Annotated in this window: 13 protein-coding genes; 1 reads left to right on the top strand and 12 read right to left on the bottom strand. The window is 50.8% G+C overall.

Annotated elements, in window-relative coordinates:
* Window positions 1-33: 33 nt before the first annotated feature.
* From HCG48_RS25205 to HCG48_RS25185, 5 genes are all read right to left on the bottom strand, one after another.
* Window positions 34-987: a PhoH family protein gene (locus tag HCG48_RS25205; protein ID WP_168571634.1), complete on the bottom strand. Its 954-nt coding sequence runs from the start codon at window positions 985-987 to the stop codon at window positions 34-36.
* Window positions 988-1,181: 194 nt separating this feature from the next.
* Window positions 1,182-1,643 (bottom strand): KH domain-containing protein, encoded by a 462-nt coding sequence (locus HCG48_RS25200; RefSeq protein WP_168571633.1) that lies wholly within the window; start codon window positions 1,641-1,643, stop codon window positions 1,182-1,184.
* Window positions 1,600-1,866, bottom strand: a complete 267-nt coding sequence (rpsP, locus tag HCG48_RS25195; RefSeq protein ID WP_168571632.1) for a 30S ribosomal protein S16 — start codon at window positions 1,864-1,866, stop codon at window positions 1,600-1,602. The genes HCG48_RS25200 and rpsP overlap by 44 nt, the downstream gene beginning before the upstream one ends.
* A gap of 423 nt (window positions 1,867-2,289) precedes the next feature.
* The gene (gene ffh / locus HCG48_RS25190; RefSeq protein ID WP_168571631.1) at window positions 2,290-3,741 is read right to left on the bottom strand and encodes a signal recognition particle protein; all 1,452 of its coding nucleotides are present in this window, start codon (window positions 3,739-3,741) and stop codon (window positions 2,290-2,292) included.
* A gap of 198 nt (window positions 3,742-3,939) precedes the next feature.
* The gene (locus HCG48_RS25185) at window positions 3,940-4,335 is read right to left on the bottom strand and encodes a histidine kinase (RefSeq protein ID WP_246259776.1); all 396 of its coding nucleotides are present in this window, start codon (window positions 4,333-4,335) and stop codon (window positions 3,940-3,942) included.
* Between the two features lie 152 nt (window positions 4,336-4,487).
* Between HCG48_RS25185 and HCG48_RS25180 the strand changes: the two genes are divergently transcribed.
* Complete coding sequence (locus HCG48_RS25180) at window positions 4,488-4,916, top strand: Tery_1686 family protein (RefSeq protein ID WP_168571630.1); 429 nt, start codon at window positions 4,488-4,490, stop codon at window positions 4,914-4,916.
* Between the two features lie 33 nt (window positions 4,917-4,949).
* Here the strand turns inward: HCG48_RS25180 and HCG48_RS25175 are convergent, their stop codons facing one another.
* From HCG48_RS25175 to HCG48_RS25150, 7 genes are all read right to left on the bottom strand, one after another.
* A complete protein-coding gene (locus HCG48_RS25175; protein ID WP_168571629.1) occupies window positions 4,950-6,347 on the bottom strand; it encodes a glycosyltransferase family 4 protein in 1,398 nt (465 codons plus the stop codon).
* Between the two features lie 219 nt (window positions 6,348-6,566).
* Window positions 6,567-8,897 carry a GumC family protein gene (locus tag HCG48_RS25170; RefSeq protein WP_168571628.1) on the bottom strand — a complete coding sequence of 777 codons (2,331 nt, stop codon included), beginning with the start codon at window positions 8,895-8,897 and terminating at the stop codon, window positions 6,567-6,569.
* Window positions 8,898-9,060: 163 nt separating this feature from the next.
* Entirely contained in the window at window positions 9,061-10,908 is a 1,848-nt protein-coding gene (locus HCG48_RS25165; protein ID WP_168571627.1) for an SLBB domain-containing protein, read from the bottom strand.
* Between the two features lie 226 nt (window positions 10,909-11,134).
* Window positions 11,135-13,069, bottom strand: a complete 1,935-nt coding sequence (locus HCG48_RS25160) for a polysaccharide biosynthesis protein (protein ID WP_168571626.1) — start codon at window positions 13,067-13,069, stop codon at window positions 11,135-11,137.
* 422 nt (window positions 13,070-13,491) lie between these two features.
* Window positions 13,492-14,292: an RNA-guided endonuclease InsQ/TnpB family protein gene (locus HCG48_RS25155; protein ID WP_246259774.1), complete on the bottom strand. Its 801-nt coding sequence runs from the start codon at window positions 14,290-14,292 to the stop codon at window positions 13,492-13,494.
* Complete coding sequence (locus HCG48_RS26340; RefSeq protein ID WP_246259773.1) at window positions 14,259-14,756, bottom strand: transposase; 498 nt, start codon at window positions 14,754-14,756, stop codon at window positions 14,259-14,261. The genes HCG48_RS25155 and HCG48_RS26340 overlap by 34 nt, the downstream gene beginning before the upstream one ends.
* Window positions 14,753-15,262, bottom strand: coding sequence for an IS607 family transposase (locus HCG48_RS25150; protein WP_210437132.1), 510 nt, complete (start codon window positions 15,260-15,262; stop codon window positions 14,753-14,755). Before HCG48_RS25150 ends, HCG48_RS26340 begins: the two co-directional genes overlap by 4 nt.
* Between the last annotated feature and the right edge of the window lies 1 nt (window position 15,263).

Here is a 15,263-nt window from a genome sequence, read left to right as displayed (position 1 = left end):
CTTTTGCCTTTTGCCTTCTCGGTGCCAACTTCCCTAGCGATCGTACTGCTCGTAAGCCGCTACAATTTTCTGGACTAGGGGGTTGCGGACGACATCGGCTTGAGAGAGTTTGCAGAAGGCAATCCCTTCAACATTTTGCAAAATTTTCTGAGCGACAAATAAGCCGGAGTGGCGATCGGGGCCGAGGTCGGTTTGGGTGAGGTCTCCGGTGACGACCATGCGAGATTTAAAGCCCAAGCGGGTTAAGACCATTTTCATTTGGGCGGGGGTGGTGTTTTGGGCTTCGTCGAGGATGACGAAGGAGTTATTGAGGGTGCGTCCGCGCATGTAGGCGATCGGGGCGACTTCGACGATGCCGCGTTCCATCAGATTGGTAATTTTTTCGGGATCGATAATTTCGTAGAGGGCATCGTAAAGCGGACGGAGGTAGGGATTGACTTTTTGTTGTAAGTCGCCGGGTAAAAAGCCCAACTTTTCCCCGGCTTCGACGGCGGGACGGGTGAGGATGAGGCGTTCGTACTCGTTGGCGAGTAAGGCTTGAGCCGCCAAAATGGTAGCGAGGAAGGTTTTGCCCGTTCCCGCCGGACCGATGCAGAAGGTCAGGTCGTGGGTGCGGATGGATTTGATGTATTGGCGTTGGCGAAAGGTTTTGGCGCGAATTTCTTCGCCGCGACGGGTGGTCGCCAAGACATCGCGGCGCATGTCGGTGAGTTCGTCTTGACGTTCGGTGTCGATCGCGTGACGGGCCGTGAGGATATCGACGCCGGAAATCGGTTTGCCAGATTTCCAGAGGTCTTCGAGCGATCGCACCAAACGGCAGCACAAGTCTACCTGATTGGACGTTCCGGAGATATAGAGATCTTGTCCGCGCAGGACGACCCGGGCGCCCGTTTGTTGCGAGAGTGTTTTGAGATTGGTTTCCCGATCGCCGGACAGTGCGATCGCGCTGTCGAGACTGGGCAGTTCGATGGTCGATACCGCGCTCATGCTGAGATCGTATTCACAGGCTTTCGAGTTCCACCTTAATGCAAAAAGACGCCGAAGGGGAGAGTCAACTCCAAAACAGGCGTCTTTAACGTGAAAGAATAGGTTGAAATCTGGCAGCACAGGGCGATCGCCGACGACCGAATCCGATCTCGAACGAGTCAATCGGATCGGTCTTCGAGGATGGCGACGAGTCCCTACTGGGGTTTCGAGGGGCGGGGGCGTTCTGGAGGGGCGGGCGATCGCCTCGACGAACTACGGCGAGAACCGGGTTTCGGGCTTTGGCGATCGCCACCCCGTCCGCCCGAAGAGGGGCGATCGTGGCTTTCACTCCCATAAATATCCAGGTAAACCGACTCTCCCGCCAGACGAGCTGTAGCGTCTAACACTTTCCGAATTGCCTGAATGTTTCGGCCTCCGCGACCGTAAACTCGGCCTTTTTCCGGATCGTCAAACGCCATTCTCAGCCAAACTTTTGACTGATTTTGCAACCGCTCGCAATCGACGCGCAACGATTCCGGGGACTCTAAAAACGGACTGACCAAAAAACGCAACAATCCCAAATAATCGGGACGATCCCCCTCCGTCGAAGGAAGGGGCGTTACGGGCTCGTCACTATTCTGAGGTCGTGTTTCCGGCACGGACTTGTTCGAAGACATTAGCTTTCGTAAGGAGGTTGCGAACGGTATCGGTCGGTTGCGCGCCTTGTTGCAATCGTTTGACGATCGCGGGGACATTGAGCCGAGTTTCGTCCGTTCTTGGATTGTAGAATCCCAATTCTTCCAGAGGTCGGCCATCGCGGCGGCTGCTGCTGTTCATGGCCACAATCCGATAACTCACTTCGCGCTTTTTACCGTATCGCTTCAATCGCAATTTAATCATCAGAAAAATGGGTAGAAACTCCGTCCTTCCAGGACGGCTTGACAATCCCTTGCGGGAACTGGTTTTTAACTGGCGATCGACCCAGGAACCAGCAAACCTGTATCAGTCCCTTCACCCAACGCAACCAAGATGTCTTGGCTCGACCCAACGCCTAACCAATTAGGCTTAGAGATCGTCCGAATTAGGGAAGGATTCGGAAGTCTGTACCAGGCTGCGTCTCAATGGGCGATTCACCACTTACGTCGCTCAGATTGCTCCGAACAATCCCCGTCCCTTTCAGGGCGGAGTTGGTGAATGTCGTCCAGTTGACTCCCGATCGCATAATAAGCTATTCCATGCTCTAGATCTCGGGAGGGTTGCAACTGATGCTGCAAAGCTTCTAATTTTACCATGCCTGCCCGCATCAAAAGGCGATCGCTCGGCTCAAAGTTGGCCGAACCCCTTACGCTTTTTAGACTTTTTCTTTTTCTTCTTCGGCGGACCGCCTTGGTAACCGCGCCAGCCCCTTTGAGGCATTCCGCCCCCCGGACCGCCAAACATGCCGCCCCCCGGTCCGGCCATTCCGGGCATTCCGAAAGCACCTTGACCCATGCGCTGCATCATCGTTCGCATTCGGCTAAAATCGGTCACCAACTTGCTCACTTCTTTTTCCGAGTGACCCGACCCCCGGGCAATTCGCCGCCGCCGACTGGGAGATCCGGCGAGCAAATCGGGATTTTGCCGCTCTTCCTTGGTCATCGAATTGACGATCGATTCGGAGAGCTTGAGCTGACTTTCTCCTTTTTCGAGTTGGTCGTCGGTGAGTTTGTTCATCCCGGGAATCAACTTGAGGACGCCGCCGAGGGACCCCATGCTTTTCATCAGGCGCATTTGTTTTAAAAAGTCGTTGAAGTCGAACTGCGCCGCCATGATTTTCTCATGCATTTTTTCGGCGTCGGCGATATCGACTTCTTCGGCAGCTTTTTCGACCAAGGTCAGTACGTCGCCCATCCCGAGAATGCGCGAGGCCATGCGATCGGGATAAAACGGTTGCAGGGCTTCGACTTTTTCGCCGACCCCGACAAACTTGATCGGCGCTCCCGAAATTTTACGCACGGACAGGGCCGCCCCCCCTCGGCTGTCGCCGTCGAGTTTGGTGAGGATGGCGCCGCTAATGCCGATTTCTTCGTGAAACGTGCGAGTGAGGTTGGCGGCTTCTTGTCCCGTCATGGCGTCGATGACGAGTAAGGTGTCGTCGGGTTCGACGGTTTCTTTAATGCGCGCCAATTCGGCCATCATGTCGCGATCGATTTGCAAGCGTCCGGCGGTATCGATGATGACGGTATCGATGCCTTCGGCTTTGGCGCGTTCGATCCCCTGACGGGCGATTTCCACCGGATCGGTATCGGTGCCCAACTCGAAGACCGGGACGTTAATTTGCTTGCCGAGGGTCACGAGTTGATCGACCGCCGCCGGACGGTAAATATCCGTGGCCACCATCAGGGTGCTGCGATTTTGCTTGCGTAAATGCAGGGCAAGTTTGGCGGTGGCGGTGGTTTTCCCGGTTCCTTGCAACCCCGCCATTAAGACGACGGTGGGAGCTCGTTCGGCATGGGCGAGGGGGACGTTGCTCTCCCCCATGACGGCGACGAGTTCTTCGTGGACGATTTTGATAAATTGCTGGTCCGGTTGCACCCCGGCAATGACTTCGCTGCCGAGGGCTTTGGTTTCGACTTCGGCGATAAATTCTTTAACGACTTGGAGGTTGACGTCGGCTTCCAACAGGGCTCGACGGACTTCGCGCAGGGCTTCTTGAATGTTGGATTCGGAGATTTTATCCTGACCGCGCAGTTTCTTCCAAGCGGATTCCAAGCGTTCGGCGAGGGCGTCAAACATAAACTTACGGGTTCTAGCGAATTATCTGTAACTATTCATCTCATCAATAAGGATAACTTTTTATGGTAGGGGGACTCGAACCCGTTCCCTTGGCTTTTGTGGGGGAGGGATTGTCGAGAGGGCGGCGATCGCTGAAATAATGAGTTCGTCGTGGAGAAGGCGGCGATCTCTTTCAACGGCGCCGCCTTCTTTAAGGGTTTATTCGAGTTGCCAACCTCGATCTTCGAGTTCCCGACATCCTTGGAGTCCCAGGCTGGGATTTTTGCGATAGGCGGCTTCGGGGACGAATACCCGGACGCTGCCATCGGATTTGACGAAGTAAAGATATTCGACTTGGGGGTTGTAATCGATGCTGACTTTGAGATTGGAGAAATCGTCTTCACAGATTTCAAAACCAAAGCGCACGACGATCTGAGCCACTAAACACTCAGGTGTATCCTGGTATTCTCCAGCCGTCTCTCGCTCCTGGCAAAATTTTTCTAGGAAGGGCTTGAGGACGCGCCGGACTTTTTCGGGACTGCCGTTACGACTGGCATAAATAAGGGCTGGATTGTTTTCAACGACGATCTGACAGGGTATTGTCATTCTGGTCATTCCTACTCGTTCTTGTAGTGGCCGCTCCATCGGCACCCTTACCAAAATAAAGAGTTTGGGGGAAGCCTACAATACTCATTCAGGGGAATTTAACACAGATGGATAAGGTTCTATCGTTTTGAAAGATCTATCGAGAAGGAGGATGATAGCGAGTGAATGCAGCAGAACAAGCGAAAAATTTGGAGCTGACGAGCAAGATTGCGGCGGTGGTCAATTTGTTTAAGTCAGAATTTCCGGATGTGAGATCGGATTTGAAGCCGTGGACGAACGATCCGGACACGCGATCGCTGGTGGATCCGGATTCGATCGATATTGGCTTTCACTTTCCCGGTCGCAGTCGGGCGTTTCAGAGTCGCAGCATTCTACTGCAAATCCGGTTTTACGAAGATCCGGTGAGTGGGGAAAGGCGGGCGATCGGTGTCGAGGCCGCAGGTTACGATCACCAGGGTCAACAGTGGCGATTTTCGACGGTGGAAAACTGGCGATTTGTCGGCGCCAGCGAACCCGCGATCGAAGTTAAGGAAAAATTAAAATATTTTTGCCGGGAGATTGTGGAATTGTTCAATCGGGGGTTGGCCTGAGTTGGATGTCCGATCTCCTTTGTTGGTAGGGAATTAAAATAGCTGGCTCGGTTGTCGTTTGGCTCTAGAACAACGGGTTGGGGCGATCGCCTCGGCACTCAGGATCTCAAAATATTGGCGGGCGACAATCTCGGGGGTAAAGTTGGCTTTGAGGTACTGCCGACCGTTTTCGCCCAATCTGGCGGTTAATGCCGGATTTTGGGTGAGGCGCCGGATCCATTGTGCGAGGCGATCGCCGTCACCGTTATCGATGGCGATGCCGCATCGAGCCTTCGCGAGAAGCTGGCGCAGGTAGGAGTGAGGTTCGCAAATCGCTGCCACGGGTCGTCCGGCGGCGAGGATCCCGTAGAGTTTGCTCGGGGCGATAATGCCTTCGAGTCCTGGGCTGATGCTGACGAGGGACAGGTCGCAGGCGGTGAGGGAGTAAGGGAGATGTTTTTTATCTTGATAGGGAAGGAAGAGGCAATTTTTTAAATTGAGTTCGCGGACGCGATCGCGAAATTCTTGACGTTTGGCGCCTGCACCGATGAAGACGAATTGAATCGGGTCGTTTTGCAGGTGTTCGACCGCCTTCAAGATCGTTTCGATATCGTGACAGCGCCCCATATTGCCGGAATAGAGCACGGTAAAGCGATCGACGAGGGCGTGTTGGTGGGCGAACCAGTTGTCTTGTTTGTGACGCGGGACGATCCACTTAGGATCGGCCCAGCTATGGATGACGGAGATTTTGTCTTCAATGTCGGGACATTTACGAACGACCCGATCTTTCATAGTGGAGCTGAGGACGATGACGCCTCGCGCCCGTTTCCAAATTTGGCGGTTGAGAGCGTCCCAGAGTTTGACGAGCCAGTGTTTGGCGGGGACGACCCGGAGTTGGACGGCGACATCGGGATAGAGGTCGTAGAGGAGACAGACGTAGGGAGCGCCAAAGCAGAGGTGGACGAGATAACCGATCGCCGGGAGGTAGGCGGGTTCGGTGGTCAGGAGTAAGATGTTGCCGCGATGGGCGCTTTTAATCAGATGGAGGGCAGAACGCAGGCAAAAGAGGAGTCCGTTAAAGGCGCGTCCTCGAATGCGTTGGGGCCAGAGTCGGGAGGTTCGCGATCGCCGAATGTGAAGATTTTCTGACGATTCGATGGGAGGGGCGAGGGGAGTTTCAAAGGCATATCCCGGTTGTCCGGTGAAAATGCGGACGTTCATTCCTTGTTTGCCCAATTGGGCGGCCAGTTCTTGGATGAATTGCCCCGTAGCGGCGTAATCGGGGGGGTAAAATTGGGTGACGATCGAGAGGGTGGAGGATTTGGGGAGGAAGTGAGTGCGATCGCTGGTGCTGCGGGGGGTGGGTTGCTGGGGGGATGCGATCGCGGTTGGGTAGGGTGGTAGATTGTCCCGTTGGTTACACAGGAATGATTGCCAAATTTTCTGAAACATCCCGAAACTCGTCCCAAAGATAAATTTCCACTCACCTCTACAGAAAAGAGTGATTTTATCCGGAATATGTTAGGGGATTTTATCCGGAACTTGTCAACAAAAATTCTCGTCATTGTTCGATGACGAGAATAAGTTTTGGTACTGAATTTTACGATTAAAAAAGTACGGTCGGAGAGAAATAATTTTTCTCTTATTTTTGCCGTGGATTTCGATTGGAAATTAGCTGGGTTCTAGGGGAAGTGGTTCTTCTTCTTCGAGGCTTTCGCGATCGCCGTTGTAGCGATCGTAACGTTGGGAATCGTAGTAGAAGTTATTCGTCGATCCTTTAACGCCGTTGCCGATCGTTCCGAGGACGTTGATATTCGATTTTTGCAGTTCTTCGATGGCGCGAGTGACGGCGGGACGTTCCGTTTCGCCGATGCTGACGACGAGGGCCAAACCATCGGTGTTAGCGGCTAACAGGCGCGCATCGACGACCCCGAGGAGGGGTGGGGTGTCGTAAATGACTAAATCGAAGCTGGATTCCCACTGTTGCATGAGCTGCTGCATTTTGTCCGAGGAAAGCAAGCGGGTGGGGTCTGGGGTCAGGGCGCCTGCGGTGAGCAGGTAAAGGTTTTCTTCGACGGGCGATCGCGCGATCGCCTCGCTCACTTCGAGATTTTTCGCCAGAATGTGGCTCAACCCCTTGCGGTTTTGGATCCCCAAGCGGGTATGAACTTGGGGCCAGCGCAAATCGGCATCGACGAGTAAGACACGCTGACCCATTGCGGCTGCGGCTTGGGCGAGGTTGACGGCGACCGTCGATTTACCTTCGGCGGGGGTAGCGGAACCGATGACGAGAGAACGGATGCTTTTGTTCGGGTTGAGAAAGCGTAAATTGGCGTGTAGGGTGCGGAAGGCTTCGGTAAAGGGGAAGTCTTTCGGATAGTAGAGTTCGCCCGGGCGATCGCGATCGGCGATCGGTAATTCTTTGGCGCTGTCACTCGCCGGAATCGTTCCCAACAAGGGGACGCGGGTGACATCTTTGAGGTCGTCGGGGTCGTGGAAGACATTATCGAGACGTTCCACGAGTAAGGCGGCGCCAAAGCCGAGCATTAAGCCTAACATCGCCCCTAAAACCAGATTTCTGAGAACTTTTGGCGAAACAGGTACTAATTCGCCCTCTTCATTTTTGGGGATTTCTGGCTTGGCGATGATTTCCCAGGGGACTTCTTTTTGCGCCGCATCCACTCTCAAGCCTTCTCGACGGGCGAGGAGTTCGTTGAGGGTGTTGCTAGCCACTTGCAATTCTCGTTGCAGATCGGTGTATTGACGGACGATCGCGGGAAATTCGTTGAGTTGCTTTTGTAAGGCGTTGGCGGCTTGGGCGATCGCGCTGTAGCGTAACTTTGCTAACTCAAACTTATTAAACGCATCGACCATCTGCTGGGTCAATTCCAAGCGAACCGTACTCTGAAACGGAAAACTCTCCGGGGTAACCGCAGCATTCCCGAGATTTTGCCCGAGAACCGTTTGGGCTTCTTTGCGCAATAACGGTAATAACTTGTTGCGCTGTTCTAACAGCACTTGAATTTGAGGACTTTCGGGTTTAAAGCGCGTCGATTCCGTGTAAATTTTTTGTTCTAACTCCTGTAATTTTCTCAGAAGTTCTTGATATCCCGGCGCTTCGCTCAGGACCGAAAGGGCGATCGCCTCTTCCGGTTCTTGACCCAACTGTTCTCGTAAATTAATAACCAACTCTCGCCCTTGTTCTACTGCAGTTTGAGCTTCTAGCAGTTGGTCATTAACTTTCGTCATTTGTTCGGCGAGTTGTTCCCCTTGAACCGAAGGTTCGATCAGATTGGTTTGCTGTCGAAATTCTTGTAATTGTTCCTGTAACGTATCGACCCTCTGCCGTAACTGAGGCAATTGATCGTCAATAAATTGAATTCCCTGACGGATATTACTTTGACGATCTTCTAAGCTATAGCGCAGATATCCTTTTTCAACTTGGCTGAGAACAAATAGGATTTTTTCAGGGTCGGTATCTTGATAGCTAATTTCAATAATTTTAGTATTGTTATTGAGGCGATCGATTTGTAAGGGAGATTCTTGCCCACCCACCAAAGATTTATAACTCGTTTCCGGATAGCGAACTTGAAGCTGCTGCACGATTGGATCGATCAGCTTGGGACTTTTGAGGACTTCAATTTGGCTGTCGTAATCCAATCCCGAACTTTCCCCTTGAAGAAATGCCGCCCCCAAACCCCCAGCCATTGAGGAAAGTTGGGAGAATTTATCCTGATCGGAAACGACGGGTTCGACTAAAATTCGGAATTGACCTTGATATTCCGGGGTTTGGTTGGCGGTCCAAAAACCAACTGCGGCAGTGACTACACCTGCAACTCCCAAGATGACCAAAGCCCGACGTCGGATGACATCAAACAGTTGTCCTAAATCGAGTTCTTCTTCATCCGGATCCATATATTCCGGAACGTAAGGAACCGATATCATTTGCGGTGATTGACCCGATTGGAAGACAATTGGCTGAGAGTTGGGTGTCGTTTCCATCCTTACTCCTCTGTTTTGTTCGTGGCTGCCTATCCTACTCTACAGGATCCCTTGGGGGGTGGATGAGGTTAAGCGATCGTTGTTATTAGACTTCATAGCTGGATTGGTTGGAAGATCCCCCCAACCCCCCTTAGAAAGGGGGGCTTTTGGTGATGGTGTCGGACTAGAATAAAACATTGAGGAATCTAAAAACCCCGAAGGCTGAAAAGACCGGACTAAAAACGGTTCCAATTGTATCGGTTGTTTTGGCAAAACCCGATCGCCCGACCACAATCACGTCATTATTCCGTAAGGTAGGATTAGTTTCTTCATCTAATCCTTGAGCGAAATCAATGGGGATTTTCTCACGAGAAACCGTTCCATTGGGATTTAACCGAATCAGTTCTACTTCGTCTTCATCGGCCCGTCGGTTATTAAATCCACCACTGGCCAAAATCGCTTGGTTTAATGAAGAATTCGGCGCTAAAGTAACTGAACCGGGGTTAAGCACTTCACCCACAATATTGACTTGAATCGTATTCGGAGAAAAACTGGCGGCAGCGACTTGGGGCGCTTCTGCTAGATCGATATTGGTTGCGGTGGGAACGACAATGGTATCCCCTTGTTGGAGGAGGGTATCTTGACTGAGATCTCCTTCTTGAAGGAGTTGCCAAAGATCGACTACGAGGATTTGTTCGGTTCCGGCTTTCGTTTGGCGGCGGACTTGAATCTGACGGATATTCGCGGAGGGGCTGATTCCTCCCGCAATTTTCAATGCTCGGGTCACGGTGGGGAGTCCGACTAATTGCCCGCCCGTTTGAGGGCCTTCTAAAGTTTGTTCGTTCCCCGTCGAACTCACATCAGACCCGGCGATGGTATAGGTTCCGGGACGGTTGACTTCGCCGACTACTGCAATGTTGAGTGGTTGTGAAAAATTGGCAGCAAAGTTAGCGCTGGCAATTTGAGCGACTTCGGCAGGGTTGGGGTTGGTTGCCGTGGGAACGACGATCGTATCTCCTTCTTGGAGGACGATATCCTGAGTGCGATCGCCTTGTAACAGTTGCCACAAATTGACCTGAATTGGCGGAATTGGTTCGTTACTGGTTTTGGGACGGCGAATCACTTGAATTTGCCGGATATCTGAGGAAAGATTAATTCCTCCGGCAGTTTGCAAGGCGCGGGTGACGGTCAACAGGCTGCCTTTTTCGTCTACGCGGGTGACGGTGTACGCGCCGGGACGAGTCACTTCGCCGACGACGATGATGTTAATCGGTTGGGTCGCTTGTCCCGCCAAGCTCGTCGTTGCGAGTTGGGTTGTCGCTACAGGATCGACGGTGGTAGAGGTCGGGATAAAAATGGTGTCGCCATCGCGTAGGCTGATATCTTCTTGCAAACTGCCTTGGCTAATGAGTGTGGAGAGATTGACAGTACAGACACTGCCTGTTTTGCGGCGCAGTTCAATTTGGGTGATGTTAGCGGCTTGAGTGATGCCTCCAGCGCGCTGAATTGCTCCCGTAATGGTCGGGATTTGGGTAGCTTCTTCGCTGTCGGCGCGCCCGATAACGGACATGGTGTAGGAACCGGGACGGTTGACTTCTCCGCCGATACCGATTTGCAGGGGACGGCGTTCGAGGAGGCTGACGGTGAGCAGTTCCGGGCGTTGCAGGAAGCGATCGTAACTTTGGGAAATCAGGGCGCCTGCCTGTTGCAGGGTCAACCCTTCGACGGTGACTTTACCGACTAAGGGGAGATTGAGACTGCCATCGGCGAGAACTTGGAATTGGCCGTTTTCGCCGCTATATTCGGGGACGTTGAAAATATCGAGCTGTACGCGATCGCCCGATCCGAGGGTGTAAGGGGTATTGTCGCCCCTACAACTGGGATTACCTGGGTTAAAAAGATCTAATCCCGGCAATGTCTGGCTTTTAGCCGGAAGGGGGGCGGATAAAACAATGAAGCTTATCAGTCCCGGGAGTAGATAAAGGGAAGATCGGAGGATTTTATAAGTTTGGGCGATCGAGGTGTTTAACATAGGGTTCGGATCCTGGCGATCGGATCGGAGCTGGCAATAGTTAATTAAAAGATTAAAACTAAAACTAATATAGAGGTTTAATTGGGGAATGTGCTGACTGGGATTTGAGTAGAGTTAGACCAGAGGGGCGAGGGTGTTTTTGGTGTGTGTGAGGGTTCCGAACCAGTAACGGGGGGCCGAGGCGGGCGATCGTTTGCAAACTTCCGATTCCCAACTGCCCATATTTCTAGGAATTTGACACGGCGGCCAAACGAGACGACCTGGTTAGCTGCACGTTCGTCGGCTGATATTCCGGAATCAAGCGGCGTAATTCTTCGCGAATCCCCGCTTCGTCATGGGCGTGGGCTTTCTCGATGAGCGCTTCCAAACGGGGTTGCAAGAATTCCCAATGAATTTTGGGTTCTTGGGCGCAAAAAATTTTCGGATGGCGAGTGGGTTTGGCTTTGGCACTATCCACGAGTAGTTCTTCGTGTAATTTTTCCCCGGGTCTCAATCCAGTAATCTTAATTTCAATATCTTTACCCGGTACCAGACCGCTCAATTCAATCATCTGTACGGCCAGATCGTAAATGCGGACGGGTTCGCCCATATCGAGCAAAAAGATTTCGCCGCCTTGACCCATTGCCCCCGCTTGAATGACCAAGCGTGCGGCTTCGGGGATCGACATAAAATAGCGCGTCATGTCCGAATTGGTCACGGTCAGCGCTTTCCCTTCGGCAATTTGTTGGCGGAAACGCGGCACCACCGACCCACTACTATCGAGAACGTTACCAAAGCGAACGATTGAAAAGGAAGTGGGGGTGCTGGGGCGACTGGCGAGGGCTTGGATAATTAGTTCGGCGACGCGCTTGCTGGCGCCCATCACGCTGGTCGGACGAACTGCTTTATCGGTGGAAATTAAAACGAAATCGCCGACTCCGGCTTCAATGGCGCTTTTGGCGGCGGTTAAGGTGCCTAAGACGTTATTGAGAATCCCCGGCGCCGGGTTGGATTCTACGAGGGGGACGTGCTTGTAAGCGGCAGCATGATAAATGGTATCGACCCCATATTGCAACAGCACGGATTGGAGGCGTAACTCGTCGGTGACCGAACCCAAGCAGCCAACTGTTTTCAGGGTGGGAAAGGCTTCTTTGAGTTCGAGATCGATGGTGTAAAGGGCAAACTCGCCAATTTCGTAGAGAATCAGGCATTTGGGCTGCTGTCGGGCAATTTGACGGCACAGTTCGGAGCCAATGGAACCGCCAGCCCCGGTGACTAAAACGGTTTTTCCTTTAATATTGTGTTCCAAGAGTTGGGGATCGGCGACCACTTCTTCGCGCCCGAGAAGGTCGGCAATATCGATATTGCGAATTTCGCTAATCGAGACTTTCCCGGAGATGATATCGCCAATACAGGGAACTGTTTTCACGGGAATCATCAAGGATTGCAAGCGATTGAGAATTTGCCGCTTTTTGACCCACCCGACGGAAGGCATTGCTAGCAAGAGACTGTCTATAGAATATTGGGAAATCAGTTTGGGCAGGTCGGAGGGGGTGTAAACGGTCAGTCCGTGAATGATTTGTTTTTGGAGGGAGCGATCGTCATCGATGAAGGCAACGGGTTTGTAGGTGGGATGCTGCGCTAAGGTTTGAACCAGTTGGGATCCCGCAGCGCCCGCCCCATAGACGATGACCCGTTCTTGCTGGCTATTTTGGCGGGAAAGGGCGATGACCGTGGTGACAAACCAGCGAATGCTCAAGCGGGTGCTGACGACCAATAAGAGAGTCAGAAGGGCATCGTTGATTAATACGGATCGCGGCAGTTGCAACGGCGGCAAAAAGTAAGCCAGAATGATGAAAGCGCCGGAGCTACAGATTACGGCTTTGCTGGCGGTCAGCAGAAACTCAAAGCCTGCATAGCGCAACACCGGACGATACATTCCGGTGCCTAAGAAGACTAAGGGTTTGAGGAGCAAGAGTAAGGGGAGCAGCCACAGATAGCGCACGGTTTCGGCAAGGGGAAGCGGGGTGCTGAAACGCAACCCAAATGCCGCCCAAATGGCTACTAGGAATAAAAAAACATCCAGGGTCAGGAGAATGGTTTGTTTCTGCCGTCTAGAGAGGGAGATGGCAGTCCTCTGGATGAAGGAGGCGAGGGATTGAATGGGTCGGTGTTGGATCATGGGAAGGGTCTTGATTGCATCGGGCTTACTCTGCTCAGACCGGAATCCGCAGAATTTTGGGGCATTCTATCTTACTCAATAAAGAATCAGCTCCAGGAGTGAGAGTTCCCCAAGGTTTGCGGAAATGCCCTCCAGCCCGGAAAAAGCCGGAGTTTTGCAACAATTCTTCAAAAGCTTCGTAGATTATAGGCGATGGTACTCAGTTTTTGTAACCTTGCTGGTTTGGCTAAGTTGCAGGGAATTTCTGGAGCGAACCTTCCTGGAATGGGCGATCTTCGGGGGGGCTTATCGGGGAGAGTTAGGCGAGGCTGAGTTCGAGGTGTTGGGAGATTCGACGGAGTTATAGTTAACCAAAATATAGTCAGATACAAACAAGACATGGATTCTATTTCAAAAATCCCCTTCATTTTGGCTTCGAGAGATTAATTCTCATAATCGTGAACTACGCACCTCTCTATCCCATAGCCCATAAAGGCATTTGGGAATGCTTTTCTTAAGATATTATAGGAGCCTAAGATATCCGCTTGACACAAGAATCCTGTATCAGTCCGGTAAAGACCTCTTTTAATTCTTTTTCCCGTAAACTTAGGAACTTTTACCGTTTCTCCATAAACCGGAAGCGGATCTAAGTTGAAAAAGTTCGACTGACTCGTATAACTCTCTTCAGTTATCGCCACTTTAATACCTAGTAATTGACATTTATAAGTCAACATTTCAATCAGACGGTTGAAAGGAATCCCCACAAATTTTTGGTTGTTCACTTTCCCCATCTTGGCATTTTGTTTCCAACCTTCATTTTTGCCAATCACTAAGGTGGTGATATTTCGGTTAACGAGTAGATTGACCAGATAACGGCTGGCTCGATGGAGATAGTTCTCCACTTTTTGATTTCGGCATCGAGTCAGACGCTGGATTCTCTTAGAGGTGGGTCGATTTCCTTTTAATTGGGATTGGAGAAAGGCTTTTCGTTTATTGTAGAATTGATTCAGGCTTTTTAAGGGTCTGCCATTTATCAACAGAGGAACAAAGTCCGGTTGATTAGAAGTTACAGCCATTAAAACATCTACACCTAAATCTACACTAGCGACCCATTCATTGGATTTTAATGTTGGTTCTACTTCTTCATAAATGACCTCAATGATATAACAATCGCATCGAGGAACGATTCTCACCTCCACTACTTTTTCGGCTACAGAAGTCTCCAAATTTGGGTTTTTGAGCATTTGATTTTACCTTTTTTTAAAGCTACTTTACTTAGAGCCTGTTTCACGTACACCAATAATTGACGACCTTTCTGAGTGTTTTTATATTTGGGGATTTTCGGGTTGACTAAAAACTTCTCCTTGTTGACTTTGTAGGCTTGATTGGCGGCAAAAAAGGATTGCCAGTTTTTGTCTAATCCTCGTAACACCTGTTGAGAGACTTTAGCTGGTAAAGCGCGATATTGCTCCGTCTTCTGCATTAATTTATCCATCCGGTTATAGTTCAAGTAACCATGACCATAAATAAAGTTTTGACGGATTAGATAATTAGCCGCATTGTAGAGATTTTTGGAATGCCATGATAACTCATCTATCTCATCCCAAAACCTATGACCTTTTTTGATTATATGTCTTTCGACTAATTTCACTAGCGTTCCTTTAATTCGGCAATAATTTTTTCGGTTTTCCGTTTCGAGCGTCTTCATCCATAAAGACGAGAACAGAATGAAGTAATGATAGCAATTAAATCTTCCATCAATTCATCTTGTCGATCCTCGCTATGATTGACAATCTCAACGGTTTTTCCCCTCTCTTTTAACCGGATCTCAAGGTAATTTGTCCCAAACCTCGCCAAACGGTCTTTATGCTCCACTATCAATATATCGTAATGGGAATTGGTTAAAACCTTAGCCAATTTTGGACGATTATCATTTAAACCACTGCCAATTTCTTTGACGACTTTATAAATTTGATAGCCTCTGGCAATAGCATAATCTTTTAACCGTTCCGCTTGTCGCTCAAGGTGATCTTTATTTTCTGCACTAGAGACTCTGGCATAAATACAGGCCATTCTCTCGGTTTTCTTCTTCCCTTCTTCGGTAATGATAATTGTTCCCGAAGTTGATAGCCCGTTAGATGGACCTTTTTGCCACCATCTCCACGCCGTTTGATAACTCACCCCGGCTTTTTTGGCATAGTCTGAGAGTTTCATG

Source organism: Oxynema aestuarii AP17 (assembly GCF_012295525.1).
In the GTDB taxonomy this organism is placed as follows: domain Bacteria; phylum Cyanobacteriota; class Cyanobacteriia; order Cyanobacteriales; family Laspinemataceae; genus Oxynema; species Oxynema aestuarii.
The sequence above is the reverse complement of the archived record's forward strand: the minus strand, read 5'-3'. Positions and strand labels throughout refer to the sequence as shown.